This window comes from Pseudomonas mendocina (assembly GCA_037482215.1).
Taxonomy (GTDB): domain Bacteria; phylum Pseudomonadota; class Gammaproteobacteria; order Pseudomonadales; family Pseudomonadaceae; genus Aquipseudomonas; species Aquipseudomonas mendocina_E.
Map to the genome: position 1 here is coordinate 4666156 of CP148074.1, position 15006 is coordinate 4681161.

Annotated in this window: 11 protein-coding genes; all 11 read right to left on the bottom strand. The window is 57.1% G+C overall.

All coding sequences use genetic code 11. The features are described 5' to 3' along the window. Nucleotides 1-18: 18 nt before the first annotated feature. Nucleotides 19-1011 carry an AraC family transcriptional regulator gene (locus WG219_21480; protein ID WXL25831.1) on the bottom strand — a complete coding sequence of 331 codons (993 nt, stop codon included), beginning with the start codon at nt 1009-1011 and terminating at the stop codon, nt 19-21. Nucleotides 1012-1091: 80 nt separating this feature from the next. Then, complete coding sequence (locus tag WG219_21485) at nt 1092-2498, bottom strand: amidase (protein WXL25832.1); 1407 nt, start codon at nt 2496-2498, stop codon at nt 1092-1094. Continuing rightward, nucleotides 2495-3358, bottom strand: a complete 864-nt coding sequence (locus WG219_21490; protein WXL25833.1) for an alpha/beta hydrolase — start codon at nt 3356-3358, stop codon at nt 2495-2497. Before WG219_21490 ends, WG219_21485 begins: the two co-directional genes overlap by 4 nt. 57 nt (nt 3359-3415) lie before the next feature. After that, nucleotides 3416-4750: a Rieske 2Fe-2S domain-containing protein gene (locus WG219_21495; GenBank protein WXL25834.1), complete on the bottom strand. Its 1335-nt coding sequence runs from the start codon at nt 4748-4750 to the stop codon at nt 3416-3418. A gap of 310 nt (nt 4751-5060) precedes the next feature. After that, nucleotides 5061-6059 (bottom strand): AraC family transcriptional regulator, encoded by a 999-nt coding sequence (locus WG219_21500; protein ID WXL25835.1) that lies wholly within the window; start codon nt 6057-6059, stop codon nt 5061-5063. A gap of 447 nt (nt 6060-6506) precedes the next feature. Next, the gene (locus WG219_21505) at nt 6507-7049 is read right to left on the bottom strand and encodes a cupin domain-containing protein (protein WXL25836.1); all 543 of its coding nucleotides are present in this window, start codon (nt 7047-7049) and stop codon (nt 6507-6509) included. A gap of 53 nt (nt 7050-7102) precedes the next feature. Next, the gene (locus WG219_21510; protein WXL28071.1) at nt 7103-8203 is read right to left on the bottom strand and encodes an alcohol dehydrogenase catalytic domain-containing protein; all 1101 of its coding nucleotides are present in this window, start codon (nt 8201-8203) and stop codon (nt 7103-7105) included. A 141-nt stretch (nt 8204-8344) separates the two neighbouring features. Further along, on the bottom strand, nt 8345-9601 hold the full coding sequence (locus tag WG219_21515; protein WXL25837.1) for a DUF1329 domain-containing protein: 1257 nt from the start codon (nt 9599-9601) through the stop codon (nt 8345-8347). A 20-nt stretch (nt 9602-9621) separates the two neighbouring features. Continuing rightward, entirely contained in the window at nt 9622-11220 is a 1599-nt protein-coding gene (locus WG219_21520; protein ID WXL25838.1) for a DUF1302 family protein, read from the bottom strand. Between the two features lie 60 nt (nt 11221-11280). Continuing rightward, nucleotides 11281-13692: an MMPL family transporter gene (locus WG219_21525; GenBank protein ID WXL25839.1), complete on the bottom strand. Its 2412-nt coding sequence runs from the start codon at nt 13690-13692 to the stop codon at nt 11281-11283. After that, on the bottom strand, nt 13692-14732 hold the full coding sequence (locus tag WG219_21530) for a glycosyl hydrolase (GenBank protein ID WXL25840.1): 1041 nt from the start codon (nt 14730-14732) through the stop codon (nt 13692-13694). Before WG219_21530 ends, WG219_21525 begins: the two co-directional genes overlap by 1 nt. Nucleotides 14733-15006: the final 274 nt, after the last annotated feature.

The following is a 15006-nucleotide window of genomic DNA, read 5'->3' on the forward strand; positions in this document are numbered from 1 at the left end:
CTAAATCACTACTGGGTGTTATCGAACCAGCCCCCGCACCAGCGTCTCCCTCGGACTTTCGCCAAAACGTTTGCGGTAGTCACTGGCCATGCGGCCAAGCTGATAGAAGCCCCAGCGGGTGGCGACCTGGGTGACGCTGCGGGGTTTGCTGGGGTCGAGCAGGTCATGATGCACGCGGTCCAGGCGTACATCGCGCAGGTAGCGCATGGGGCTCATGCCGAGGAACTTGGCAAAGCCGGCAAACAGGGTCCTTCCGCTGACTCCGCTGATGGCCGTAAGACATTCCACGGTGATGTTTTCCTCCGGGTTGGCCTGTATGTAATCGGCCGCCAATTTGACGTGACGGGGCAGCACTTTGGGCAGCGTTTGTTGCGACTCTGCCAGCAGATTGTGCGGCTGCCAGGAGAGCAATGCGGTCATCAGGGTCTGTTCGAACTGGTTGCGGATCAGCGGCATCTCGAACAGCTGCGGCGAGCGCTGCAATTCCCCGAAAATATGCCGTGCCGTATTACGCCAGGCCGCACAGGCCGGATGGTCGAGATTCATGCCGGAATAAAAGCGCAGAGGCCGCTGTATGACGTGCCCATACAAGCTGCTGGCGTGTAACTCCAGTGCTTCACGCTCGATGCGAACCACCAGTTTGCGGCAGTCACCGCTCCAGTTCATCTCCAGGCTTTCGTCCGGGCCGTGGACGCTGCCATGGCGATGGTCGCTGAGCTGCTCACGTCCGCAGATTTGCAGGGTGTCATACCCAGCCAGCGGTATTTGAATGAGGTAAAAACTGTCCAGCTTTTCCGGTTGGATCTTCACCTGCGCGCCATAGCTGATCTGGCTGAAGCTGATGTGGCCGGTGCTTAGATAGCTGTGTTGATAATTGAGCGTGTGGCCGCTGTCGTTATGCAAACGGTGTTCGCAGAACACATCCGCCACCAGTTTGCGGGTTTCATCTAGGTCCCGCGAGCGCAGGACCTGAAGAGACTGATACCCCTGCTTTGCTAGGCGATTATTCATGGCGCGCCCTCCCCCAGTACCTCGGCATGACGCGCTGCTTGCAGTGCTCGTAACCGGAAGAGAGTCACCATGACGCTACCTCACTGATAAGCCGCCGGACGGCGACGATGCCAGTCGCTGACTTTTTGTAGCGCCATACCGGCACGGCACAGCACGGCTTCACCACCTTTGCGGGCAATGAACTGGCCGCCAATGGGCATGCCACCCTGAGTAAAGCCAATAGGCAGGCTCAGGCACGGATGGCCACTGACGTTAAACGGCGCCGTGAATTGAATAAGGCGGCGGTTGGCTTCCGGGTCCAGGGCCAAGCTGGCCAGCTTGGCGTGGGTTGGTGCCGCATACGGCTGCACCGGTGCAAGCACCACATCCAGCTCGTTCATCAGGGCATCCATCTGACCGGTGAAGCGCTGTGCGTCGAGCAGAATACGCTGGTAATCCATACCGCTCAGTGCCCGTCCACCCTCGATCAGGCGGCTCAGAGCCGGACCATACTCACTGGCGCGCTGTGTATAGGTAAGGTCATGGGCCACAGCGGTCTGTACGCCGCAGTGGGCCTCCCAGTTGCTGCTGACAGCACGGGTATCCGGCATGCGCACACGGATCAATTGTCCGCCGCCACCTGCAACCAACTGCATAACCGCTTGCAGAGCTTGCTGGATTTCCGGGTCTACACCATCGCTCAGCCAGCTCTCATCGACACCGACACGCAGGCCTTTGAAGCTTTCGTCGATACCGGGGATTTCTAAGCACACGCTAGGCATTGAGGTCGGATCAAGCGGATCGTGACCGGCGATAGTCGAGAGCAAAAACAGGGTGTCCCGCGCACTGCGGGTGATAGGCCCGACATGATCAAGGCTGGCAGCCATCTCGAATACACCATAACGGCTGACCCGTCCCCAAGTCGGTTTAAGCCCGGTCAGGCCGTTGGCCGCGCATGGAAAGCGAATCGAACCGCCAGTGTCGCTACCCAGTGAGCCAAAACACAGGCCAGCCGCCGTAGCCACTCCACAACCACTGGATGAAGCACCTGTCCAGTGGTTCGCTCCCCATGGGTTGACCGGCGGTTCAATGCTAGGGTGATGAATCGCAAACGCGCCTTCAGTCATTTGCAGTTTCCCCAGCATCACCACGCCCGCCTCGCGCAGTCTGGCTACCACAGTGGCATCTTGCTGCGGTACACGGTTAGCGTGTACAGGCATACCCGCGGCAGTCACCACACCAGCGGTGTCGAACAGGTCTTTGTAGGCCAGTGGAATACCGTGAAACGGGCTGCGACAAATGCCCTGGGCTAGCTCCGCTTCAGCCTCATGGGCCTGTTCCAGCGCCAATTCGGGAGTAACACGGGCGTAGCTGTGCAGCACGCCATCCAACGAATTGATACGCTCCAACATGGCTTCGGTCACTTCGACCGGAGAAATTTTGCGGGTGCGGATCAGCAGTGAAAGTTCCTGCATATCGAGATAGTGCAGGTTGTCAGGCAGACTCATTGTTCAGCTCCAATAAAACAGGAGGCCAGACGGTTGAACGCGTCAGGGCACTCAGTCTGCAGGTGATGTGCAGCATTGCCGAAAACGTGCAGATTCCCATCGCGTAGCCGGTTAAGCATCATCATCGGCACGTCGACACTGCCAAACCAGTCATGCAGTCCCCAGCACAACAACACGGGTGACTCTATCTGGTTCAACACCGGCAGCAGATTCTCCCAGTCACCGAATGCACCAGGCGTTTTAAGCAGCTGAATGTAGCCAGGGTTGTTACTGGCCTGAAAACGCAGGCGCAGGTTTTCAGAGTCCAAGCATTTGTCATCATGCAGCTCATAGCGCTGCAGCAATACACGCATCTTTTCCAGGCTCGGCCCACCACCTTCGAGGTAGTAATCACTCATCAGGTTGGCCGCATGCTTGCTGAACAGCGGCAGCGGTGCGAGTGCGCCCTGATCAACCGGTTGCGAGCCAATGGTGATGATGCGAGCCACGCGCTCAGGGTTATCAGCCGCCAGGCGCAGGGCCACACCACCGCCAAAAGACTGGTTGATCAGGTGGGCTTTGACAATGCCCACGGCATCCATAAAGCCCAGCATTTTGCGAGCGTGCCAACTCCAGAGCGGGCCTTGAACCAGCACCATGTCGGAGCGACCAAATTGAGGCAAGTCGAGGAAGTAACAACGATGATGGGCCGCAAAGGTTGCAGCACTCAGGCGGAAGTTGCTCCAGGCAGTGCTGCCTGGCCCACCGCCGTGGGTGAAGATAATTGGGGGGCGTCCGGTGTCATTTCCCAGCACTTGATAGTGCAAGCGGACACCGTCGACCAAAACGAACTGACTTTCGCTTGGAGACTCAATGGGCATACAGGCTATCCGGAAATAAAGAACCAGCGCCCGTTACCGGGCGCTGGTTCTGGCAGATCACTCTTCGATCTTGCGCACTTTGTAACCAGGGCGATGACCGTCTGCGGTGTCCTTGAAGATCAGGCTGCTGGTCTTCACCGAACCGGCTACGCCGCGACCCGGTTTGGCGATACCACGGTTCCAGCGCGAGGCCACTTTACGCCAGGTGATCGGCGAGATATCGGTGGCAACCAGTTGCTCGTCATCCCAGCCGGTGCCGTCGTTGTAGAAGTTCTGCATGGCTTCGCGGGCGTACAGGTCGCAGTCGTTGAAACCGTGCAGGCACAGCGGCTTGTACATGTACTTGTAGCGGTAATCGAACTTGTCGACGTCTTCTTTAGTCGGGCAAATACGAACCAGAATTTCCCAGTATTCGTGGGTGTCGTCAGTGATTGGCACGTACCACTCGTACTGAACAACGTGATCTTCCGGCCAGTTTTCCACCATCAGAACGCCCGGCAGAACCACGGAAGTACGGTAGAAACGACCTTTCACACCTTCCACTTTCAGATCCAGTGTTGGGTTTTCCAGAACCGGTTTCCACTTGTCAGTGAACAACCACTGCATCATGCCTTTCGGACCGTTCTCGTCTTCTACAACGGTGATGCAATCATCGGACGCAGGCAGGATGCCCAGCGGCAGAACCCACTCCATGGCGTGCACAATGGAGTTGTCTTTGTGCACCAGGATGTGAGCGTTGTCGAAGCCGTTTTCACAGGCGATACGCCAGTTGCCGTAACCGGTACGGTGCATACCGCGGATCTGTGCGTTATCGTCGAGTACGCTTGGGGTGTCCGGCCACAGCGGGTGCGGGAACTTCTCGTTGTTTTCCGGGAAGCGGAACGGCAGGTCGTGGGACAGCGGTGGAACATCTTCCAGTGGGAAGTCATCTTCACGAACGAAGACGAAGATCATGCCGTTCACTTCCTGAACCGGGTAGGAAGTGATGCCGGTGGTGCCGACTAGTTTGTCGTCCGGGTTGGCAACGATGGTAACCAGCTCGCCACTTTCCAAGTCGAAAGTAAAACCGTGATACCAGCAAGAAATGGTGCTCTTGTTGAAGCACATCGGCTTCTCGGACAGGCGCACACCACGGTGCAGGCATTGGTCCTTCAAGCAGAATACTTTGCCGTTCACACGACGCATTACCAGCGGCACGCCACAGATTTGGAAGCCTTCAACATGATCTTCTGGCAGCTCATCGCTAAACAGCGCCGGATACCAGTGGTTCATAAAGCCCCAAGCTGCATCTTTATACGGCTGATACTGGCTTTGGGTTTTGGCGTTGTTGGTACGGGCATCGCTGATGCCGGTTTTAACCACACGCCGGCGGACGATTGGCTGCTCGGACATTATTGTTATCCCCCTAGCTGACAGGAAAGCGCCACCCTGTGTGGCGCGATTGGTGTCATCCTAAGAAGCTGTGTCCGGGCTGACGCTCCCGATACTGTTTGGCTTATCCCGCAAGCGCAAAAAGATGCACGTTATATAGGGACATTGAGCCAGAACCCCCGGTTTACCCTACGCTGAACCGGTCAGTTTGAATAAGATTATCGTTTGGTAAATAAGTAGAAATACGCAACTAAAAGGCCCTCTCAGAGATCACTCTGAAAGGGCCAAAACAGCGAATTAAACAATAACTTGTGCAAAGAAACTGACGCGCTTAGCGCGCCAGTGTTTCTGATGGGCTCTCACCAAAACGGCGCTTGTAGTCAGTGGTGAAATGACCGAGGTGACTAAAGCCCCAGCGGAAAGCAACAGCCGTGACAGTATCTGAACCCGGTGTCAGGCGCTTAAGTTCTTCATTGACCCGGCGCAGGCGGATTTCCTTCAGGTAGGTCATCGGCGAGGTGTTGCGGTAACGGCGGAAGCCGGTAAACAGTGAACGGCTGCTGACGCCGGCATGCTCGGCCATATCGACAATCGAAATCGGCTCATGGGCATGCTCTTCAATATAGCGCTCAACACGCTTCACAAACGAAGGCGCCAGTGAAGGACCATCGGCGCACAACTCTTGTGAGTAACTGTGCGGATGGTTAGTCAGTAGCATGGTCACCAAGCCACTTTCCATTTGCGCAATCATCAGTGGTGACAGCTCGTCATCAACAGACAGGCTGTCGTACACCCAGCCGATCATACGCAGCCAGCGTGCTCCGGCTTCGGTGTTCAGCGGCATATCGGACTCAAACTCAATGCCATGACGCAGCGTGCGTCCGAGTAGCTGCTGACAGTAGCGCTCAAGCAGGCTGCGCTCTACACGGATAATGAGCTTTTCAGTATCGGCTTCATGATTGAAAACCGAACGCATATGAGGATTGATGACTACACCCTGACGCGGCGTGCACAACACGGTCTTACCACCCGTTTCGATCTTTTCCTGACCCCGGATCGGCATCTGAATCAGGGCGAAGGTATCCAGCACATCGGGCTTGATCGTGACATTAGCGCCATAGCTCATGCGGCCGATTCCGATATTGCCAACCTTGCGGTAAAAGATTCGGGCATTGAGCGGGCTTTTGCTGTCCAGGTTACACAGATGGTTATCGCAGAAGATTCTCTCGCCCCAGTGACGAGCCTCTTCAACATCACGGGTGCGGCAAATTTCATATCGGGCCAGGACGGACTCTGGCGGCGTTACAGGACGGAAACTTAGCTGTTCCATTTGGACAACCCTCTACGGTCTGGCTAGGCAACCAGACCGCGCTATCACACGATTCTTATACGGCCGCAGCTCGTGCTACAGCCCATTTTTGTTATCGCTGTCGCTCATGAACCAGCTTAGCTCATTACTGGCTGAGCCGCACCAGTTCAAGGCAAGGCAAATAGGTATGGCTCCATTTGCAGGGGATTGCGCCCCTTGCATGCTCTGGATGTAGCCCTCCTGATGAAACGAACATCAAACTTCCCCTACTGCCATTAAAAACAAGCATTTAGCATGCCTGAATTGCCTTAAATGGCCATTTGCCAGACCACTGGCACAGGGTTAACTGAAAATATCGCTATCGCCAGTCAAAAACACAGCTAAACCCCACAAATCAGACTCCTTTCATCGTTAAAAACGGCTGATTTGCAAGGTCGCGCTCAATGGCTCAAGCACTCTAAATCTAAATCACACGCGTTTAGCCCCCACCATCACGAACATCATGCGTGCCGGAGTGTTACTGGTGTTACGCCAAGCGTGGCGAGTACCCATTTGCACCACCACATCACCCGGTTTCAACACACTGGTAACACCACCATCCAGACACAGCGTCAACTCACCTTCGATCAGTACGCCATAGTCGATGGTTTCAGTACGGTGAAAGCCTGGCTCATCCTCCTCAAAGCGCTGCGCCATACCCGGTAGACGCACGGCCATTTCTTCCGCTGCAGCCTTAAGCTCTTCTTCGCTCGGCACATAGGAAGACTCTGGCGGGAAGGTCACAAACAGTGCACTGGTGCCCCCAAACTCCGGCGCAATGGAGGTCAGTTCGGCCAGAGGATTCGGGTTTACATTGCCAATTTCCGGCTGTGCCGAGGTTTGCCAGAACACCGCTGCGCTGAAGCCCGGTGTATGCACAAACGATTCATCACCTGGGATCGGGCCAGAACTCACAACCCGTGAACGTCCCTGAGCGTCGTGACCGGTCACTACACATTTTGCACGCGACATGCAGAACTCCTTGGTGCTTAGGCGGTGGCCTGAATGGCCACCGCAGCACGGATTTATTGGTGGAGGATGTGGAAGTTGGTGAAGCCGTTGCCCTGGGACTGAATGTCTTCCAGGGCTTCGTTCAACTGCTCCAGCGGATACGCACGGGACTCCAGCTGCGACAGGTTGAGAATGCCGGCCTCAACCATGCTGGCCATCTCCTCGCCTTGCGTGGTGGTGAACCACAGCGAGCCGATGTATTGCAGCTGAGCACACATGAACGGATGCGGATAAATCGGGATTGGCCCGGCCACACCACCGATTTGTACGATGCGACCACCACGGGCAACAGCGCCCATGGCATCCACCGACAGCTCAGTCGGTGCTTTCGCGCCCAACGTATCGAGCATGGAATCGACACCGGATGGCAGCACAGCACGCACCTGCTCCTGAATCGAACCATTGCCCAACTGAACTGGAATAACCCGGCGCGGGTCCAGCGCCTGCAAGCGCTCAAGCGCCTCTTTGTCACGGGCCACAACCAATACGCGGGAGGCACCGAATGCCAGCGCCAGCAAAGTCGCGCCTACACCCAGCGTGCCGCTGGCACCAAGGATCAGGATGTTTTGCGAAGGACGCAGTTCGGCCTTGCGAATCGCCGCATAAGCCGTGCCCAGATAACCGAAGCGGGTAGCCTCAACAAAACTCAGACAGTCCGGCAGACGCACCAGGTTGTGGGTATGCGCCGTCATGTACTGGCCATAACCGGCGTAGGAATAACGCTTGAAGACGTCTTTTGAACCGGGGCCAAAACCGAAGTAGCCCATAAAGGTGTAAGACTCGCAGCGTGGTGCATCACCCTCACGGCAATGGCGGCACTCGCCACAACCTACACCTGGGTTCACATACACCCGGTCACCCGGTTTGAAGCTGGTAACGGCAGAGCCGACAGCGGCCACCGTACCGGCGGAATCAAGACCGAAAATAGCCGGCAATTGCGGCAACGGCAGGAACGGATACCACTCCGGGAAATGCGTGGTGACGTTTTTCAGGTTAGGGATAATGCCGCTGGCCGCGACTTTGAGCAGCACATCGTGCGGGCCCGGGGTTGGAACTGGGATCTGGTCGACTACAAAGCGGCCGCCAATCTCGTGCAAACGTGCAGCTTGCATCATTGACACAGGACTCTCCTTGGGATCGCGACTACGGCGCAAGGCCAAGCGACCCGTTTGATACGCCTGTAAACAGGCTTTTTATAGAAAGAACCCGGACCATTGCTGGCCCGGACTAAAATCACACAAGGGATTTCTCAGCAATCAGCGTCCTGCTGCTTGCAGTGCCTGCAGGGAAAACTGAGTCGATTTGGCGTCGAAGTTGGTTTTCCAGGTTGTGGTATCGATCAGCGACACGGTGGCGTGGTTACGCTGGAAGTCGATCACAGAACCGGCAGTGGTACGGATATCGCCATCCTTCTCGTTGGAGTAGGAGTGGAATTCCATGAACTTCCAGAACTCGCCCTTACGGTTGTAAGCCTCACCGTAGTGGATGCGCGGGAACTTGGTGTCGATGTACAGAACCTTCTTGCTGTACGGGTGGATCGACGGCGTGATCGCCTCAACCACATACACTTCACGCACTTCATAGGTGTTGCCGATGAAGTTCCAGTAAGGTGGGTTCGGGTCCATGACCGGGTAACGGGTGGCGTAGTCTTTGCCGTCTTTGTTCCAGATATCCGCGCCCTGCTTGCTCGCAGTCACCGCCAGGATGTTGCGCTTGCCCAGCAGTTTGTATTCCGGATACCAGCACGGACGGGCGTTGAAGATTTCCAGGTCGTCCTGCAGCTGGTCAGAGGAACCGACCGGGTCCATCCACGCACCACCGGACAGCTGACGCACGCGGCGTACAGCCGGGATGTATGCCCATACGCTGTTCACTTTGTCCGAGTCATACATCACAGTGTAAGTGCCCAGGCCCTTCATGTCGGACGGCGACTTGAAGTACAGCAGCTGACGGCCGCGCTCGCTGCCATCACCTTCTACAGTGCTGTCACCGGTCAGACGGCCTTTCATGGCGTAACGGGTGAACTCGGCAACCGGCTCAGCGTGAACGCCTTTTTTACCGTCGATCAGCAGTTGGGTGTAACCCGGCACCTGAGATACGTCACCGACGATCTGACCCAGGTGGAAGTTCCAGATGATCTTTTCCGCGGCTTGCGGATCGTTGACATCCACATCCGGGAACGGTGCACCGGCGCCCCAACCGTCTACACGGCAGGCTTCTTTGTTGATGCTGGTTTTACCGGCGTTAGCCTGGGAAGCCTTGACCCAACGCGGGTCCAGCGGCACTTCCTTGGAGGCAGCCAGCGGCATTTGCATGCCGTTGTTGCGGATACGCCATTCCAGCTTCTCGGTCAGCAGGCTGGAGATGGTGTAACCTTCAAAGGTCTGGTCTTTGAGCTGATCGATGTTGGCAGCATTGATCACAGTGCCAGCCGGTACTTCACCGGCCTGGGCTGCACCGACAGTGCTGGCGGCGATCAGGCCAGCCAGCAGTGCACGACGAAATGTAGTCATGATTGAGTCTCCGGAATAACTCAGAACAGGTAAGTCAGGCTGGTGTACAGCTGATCGCGGTTATGCAGGTAACCGAACAGGCTGGTGTTTTCGCAGGTAGCCAGGTTGCCAGGCTCACACTTGTCGTCGTGGTAGCCGGTATCCCAGAAGTGGTCGTACTCAACTTTCCACTTCAGCTTGCTGGACAGCTCGAAAGTCACCGACGGCACGACGAAACCACCGCCGTTGCTCAGGTCAGCACCGACCACCAGGTTCGGACGAATACGGCCGTTGGCGTAGCTCATGTCGAGGATCGCGGTACCCATGACTGAGTGTTCTTTGGCCTTGCCGCCCCAACCCACGCTGTACAGCAGGTTGTCGTCTTCGTCGTAGTTCTGGATCCACTTGTCAAACAGCTGCACGGAGAAGAACGCCGGCTTTTCAGTGCCCAGCAGCGACTGAGTAAAGGCCAGGTTTTTATCCATACGCACCATCAGGGCCAGCACGTCTTTCTTGGTGTAGCCGTCGAAACCAGCAGCCACGTACTGGCTCAGCATGGTCGGCGTAGTGGCTTCGAACTGGTACGGCGCATCTTTGATGAAGGCCAGTTCAGTACTGAATACCGCGTCAGCAGCAGCGGAGTACTGGCTGGCGGTGAAGCCGAATACGTCAACGATCGGGTAGATGATCTCACCGGCCAAGCCACGGGTCTGGTTGCCGTCGGTGGTTTCAGCACCGCTCGGTACATCCGGCATGCCCAGCAGCGCCAGGTTGTTGGAGGCATTGAGGATCGGCGCGTTGTAGTAAGTCTTCAGGTACGACAGCGAGTAGTTGGTATCGCCCCACAGGCCGTTCCAGCGGATACCACCGGTGACGTCGTGGCGGTCGCCGTCTTCGTGGTTGAAGTTGTACGGGTCGATGTTACGGAAGTCGACGCCTGCGTACGGCTGGCTGGACCAGCGGCCACCGTAGATGTCGATCTCGGTGCCGATGTCTTTCTTACTGTCCAGACCCGGGCGGATAAACATCTCGATACCGCCGTTCAACTCCGGAATGTCGATGTTGAACTTGGCCATGATGTTGGTTTTGCGCAGCTCTTCGTTCGCAGGCTCGAGGAACGAACGCCAGGTGTTATCAAAGCCATGAACCAGGTCGTTGGCGGCGAAGAAGTCAGTCTCACCCCAGGCGATCTGCTGCTTGCCCAGACGAACCCAGGTGCGATCGCCCATCGGGAAGTCTACGTACAGCTCACGAATCTCGTTCTTGTCATAGAGATCAGTGATGTCACCGCGACCATCCGCTTCGTGATAGTTGTTCGCGCCCATTTTCTCCAGGTGCTTGAGGAAGTTGGTTTCAACTTCACGCACACCGCGCAGCTTGGCGACGAAAGAAAGGGTGTCAGTCGGTTTCCACTGCAGGTTTACGCGGGCGGTGCTGCGCATCATGGAAAGCTTGCCCTTGTCATCGTAACCGGGGGTGTCTTCCCAGTTCTTCATGTTCCAGGACATTTCCTGACGCAGATAACCGTCATACGTAAAGGTTTCAGCCAGCACGGGTGTGGTAACCACACCCAGTGCAACAGCCAGAGCCAGCTTTTTAAACGAGGCTTGCGGTTGCGTGCCCCGGATAAGCTTGTTCATGGTGAATCTCCCCAGAGGTTGCGGCAGCGATTGATCGATTGCTGTTTTTGTTGTGTCGTCTCAAGCCATCTGAAACGAGGAGTTCGGCTTTTCGGCGGCCGGCGCCGGTTGCCCATCGCCAAAGATGAAGCGCGGGCGGAACACGTAGAGCAGTGCAGGCATTACGAACAGCGAGCAGAACGCTGAAACGCTGAGCCAGATCGCCATCAGCAGGCCCATTTCGGCCTGGAAGCGCAGCGACGACAGCCACCACAACAGGGTTGCCACGATCAGTACGCTGGCAGTCACGATCACACCCATACCTGCGGTGTGCAGAGAGATACGCACAGCCTCTTCCGGCGATTTGCCGTGGGCGATTTCTTCTTTGATGCGGTCGGCAATGTAGAACGCGTAGTCCACGCCCAGACCAATCCCCAGCGCCGCAACCGGCACGGTATTGATGCTCATGCCGATGTCCTGCCAGGTCATGTACGCGTAGGTGACCATGTTGGAGATGATCACCGGCACCATGAACACCATGCCGGCGATACTGGCGCGGTAAACCACGGTACAAATCACTGCCAGCACCATCAGCGCCAAGGCCACAGCCTCAATCTGGCTGGCCAGGATGATTTCGTTCACTGCCGCCATTACACCGATCTGGCCGCCTGCCAGTTGCCAGTGGCCGGTGGTCAGCGGATGGCTGTCGATGTATTCCTTCACCCGTGCCACGGCAGTACGGATGGTTTCGCCCTGACGGTCACGGAACATCAGGGTTACAGCGCCGTTGGCATATTGATCGTCGGCGAAACGGGACAGGTCGCCCGGCTCGGATACGGAGTCGAGCATGGCCACCAGGCTGCCGTTGACCGCATCGCTGCTGCCGATCTCCAGATAACGCGGGTTGCCCTCACGCAGGCTGGCGTTCATCTGCGGAATCACGTCTGCCAGTGAGATCGAACCACCCACTTCCGGCTGCGCTTCCATAAAGCGCTGCAGTCCGTTCATGGCTTGCAGCGATTCTGTGCTGCGTACGAAACCGCGGTTACCTTCGTCGCCGATGACCACGAACATGCGGTCAACGCCTTCAAAACGCTGGTTGATTGCTGCCGAGTCGAGGTTATAGGTCGAGTCCGGCCAGAGGATCGGCGAGCCGGGGTTGGCGTCACCAATTTTCATGTTCAGCGAGTACAGACCGGCCGACACCACCACAATCAGCGCGCCGCCGAGGATCACGAAGCGACCACGGGAGAGGCTGACACGGGTCGCCAGATCAAGCACTTTCGACAGTGCCGGAATGCAGTTGAGCGGGTGCACGTAACCGTGCGGTTTACGGATGTAGGAGAGCATGACCGGGGTCAGGATCACCGCACTGATGGTCAAGGTGGCCACCCATACGCAGGCCAGTACCGTCAGCTTTTGCAGCATCGGGATCGGGCTCAGGGCCACCACCGCCATTACCGCAGCGTCTGCAATCACACCGAGCATGCCCGGACGGAACAGATCGCTCAGGGCCACACGGGCTGCAATACGACTGGTGTCAGCACCCGGCGGCAGGATTTCCAGCTCATCATCGAATCGGTTAACGATCTGTACCGAGTGGGAAACTGCACGGGAGGTGATCAGCATCGCCACCACGATCACCAGCGGCTCGAAGTTGATGTCGAGCAGACGGCAGATACCCAACGCCCACGACGCACTCACAGCACCAGCCAACATCGGCAGGAGCAGACCGCGCCAAGTACGCAACAGGATGAACAGCATAAACAGGGTCAGCATCAGTGCCGCTGCAACCAGTTGCACGGTTTCCGGCAGGTAATGGCCAACCCAGCCGAACAGCATCGGGTCGCCGACTACGTGCACATTGACGCTGTCGTCATCCACGCTCTTGATCAGCTCGCGGATTTCCTTGAACACGGTGCCGTAATCCACCTGTTCGTCGATAAAGTCGACCGTTACCAGGGTGGCTTTCAAATCACGGGATACATACGGGCCGTACACCAGCGGGTTACGCAGCACCGCCTGCTTGAGCGCGGCCATCTCTTGCGCGGTGGCCGGTAGGTCCGGCCACATCAGCGGCACACTTTCGATGCCCATGGTGCTGGCGCGCACTTCTTTAAGCTTCTTGGAGGCCAGCGAGATGATCTGATACTGGTTGACCGCCGAAACCTCGCGCAGGCCCAAGGTGACGGTGCGTACCTTATCCAGTACTTCTTTCTGGAAGATATCGCCCTCACTGGCTTCGAACATGATGGTGACCATGTTCGAACCGCCAAAGGTGTCTTTGAACTGCTCGTGGGTTTTGATGTATTCGTGACGCGAAGGCAGCATGTCTTCGAAGACAGTGCGCACTTCAACGTGCAGGGCAAACCAGCCGAGGATCAGCGTGATCAGCAGTAGGCTGCTGGCGACCCAGTTGCGGCGCCGGATGCAGAGTTCGGCAATACGTTCGATCATGGAAATGTTCTCGCTTGCGTTAGGCAAAATGGGCATCAGGGCTGCAACAGGGACCAGGCTTTGCCGTCCCAATGGCCGATGTTCGCGCCGGCCAGCCACAGGCCGCCGTCAACCGGCAGTGCGCGCACGTGCCAGGCCAGATTGCGTTCATCGAGAATTCCCGTCTGCCAGCGCTCGCCGTTTCCGGCAGACCAGCGCCCCAGGGCACCGGTGACAAACCAGCGCTGCTGGTCAGCCAGCCAGGCCACATCAAACAGGTGCTCAGTCAGGCCAGCATCACGCGCCAGCCAGCTCAGGCCACCATCGGTGGTTTGCAGAACCATGCCTTCCAGGCCTACCGCCGTGCCGTTGAGCTCATCGTGGAAGGTCACGGCCATCAGGGACGAACCAATGCCGACATCCACCTCTTGCCAGTCGTAGCCGCTGAGGCTGCCGCGAATCACCCGGCCAAACTCGCCGACCACCAGCAGGGTGTCGCTGCCCAGCAGAGCCACATCGTTCCAGGCCACATCTTCTTCATCACGCAGGCGCTGCCAGGTGTGGCCGTAATCACGGCTGATCAGCAGTGCGCCCATTTCCCCGGCAGCAATGGCCAGGCCATCCGCAAAGGCCCGTACGCGGTTGAGTTTGTTCGCCACGTCCGAACGTGGGACGTTCTGTGCCTGCTGCCAGTTGTTGCCCTTGTCAGCGCTGTACAGCACTACACCGTCATTCCCCACCGCCACGGCATTGCCGTTAGCCCAAGTAGCAACGTCTTGCAGGGTGCTCTTAACCGGAGAGGTCGCGCGGGTCACACTACTGTCCCCGGCGATCTTCAGAATTTTGCCACCGAAACCCACTGCCAGCAGATCCGCACCTGGCACCTGAGCCAGACCGTAGAACTGGTCGCGGCTTTCCAGGGCAGCAGGGGTAATGGTGCTGCCAACGGGCTGTGGCCGGATAAAAATGCCCGCCCAGAGCAAAGCGGCAATGATCACCCAGGGCAGTAACGCCACCATGAGTTTCATTAACCGAGCACCAATACCGGGGGATTGCGTCCGTGCAAGGCTGAGTTCACTAGTAGCGATGTTCGACATGAGACAGATCCACACGTTGATCGCCACCGGAAAGCAGGCGGCGAAGGCACCATGACATTAGGCGGCCATGCCCCTACGGACTATCCGTCTACTGCTCGCCTTATCCGCCCAGTGCAAGTTAATGATCGGGATCAATACAAAAACAGCTTAAAATGCGCTAAATAAACGCTGATCTGAAAGAAAAATTCTTTCTAATCAATGAGTTATTTAAATATCCGAAAAGTGCATAGCAGCCTTTTAAACCGCCACTGAAAGACCAGTGGCGGTGCTGTTT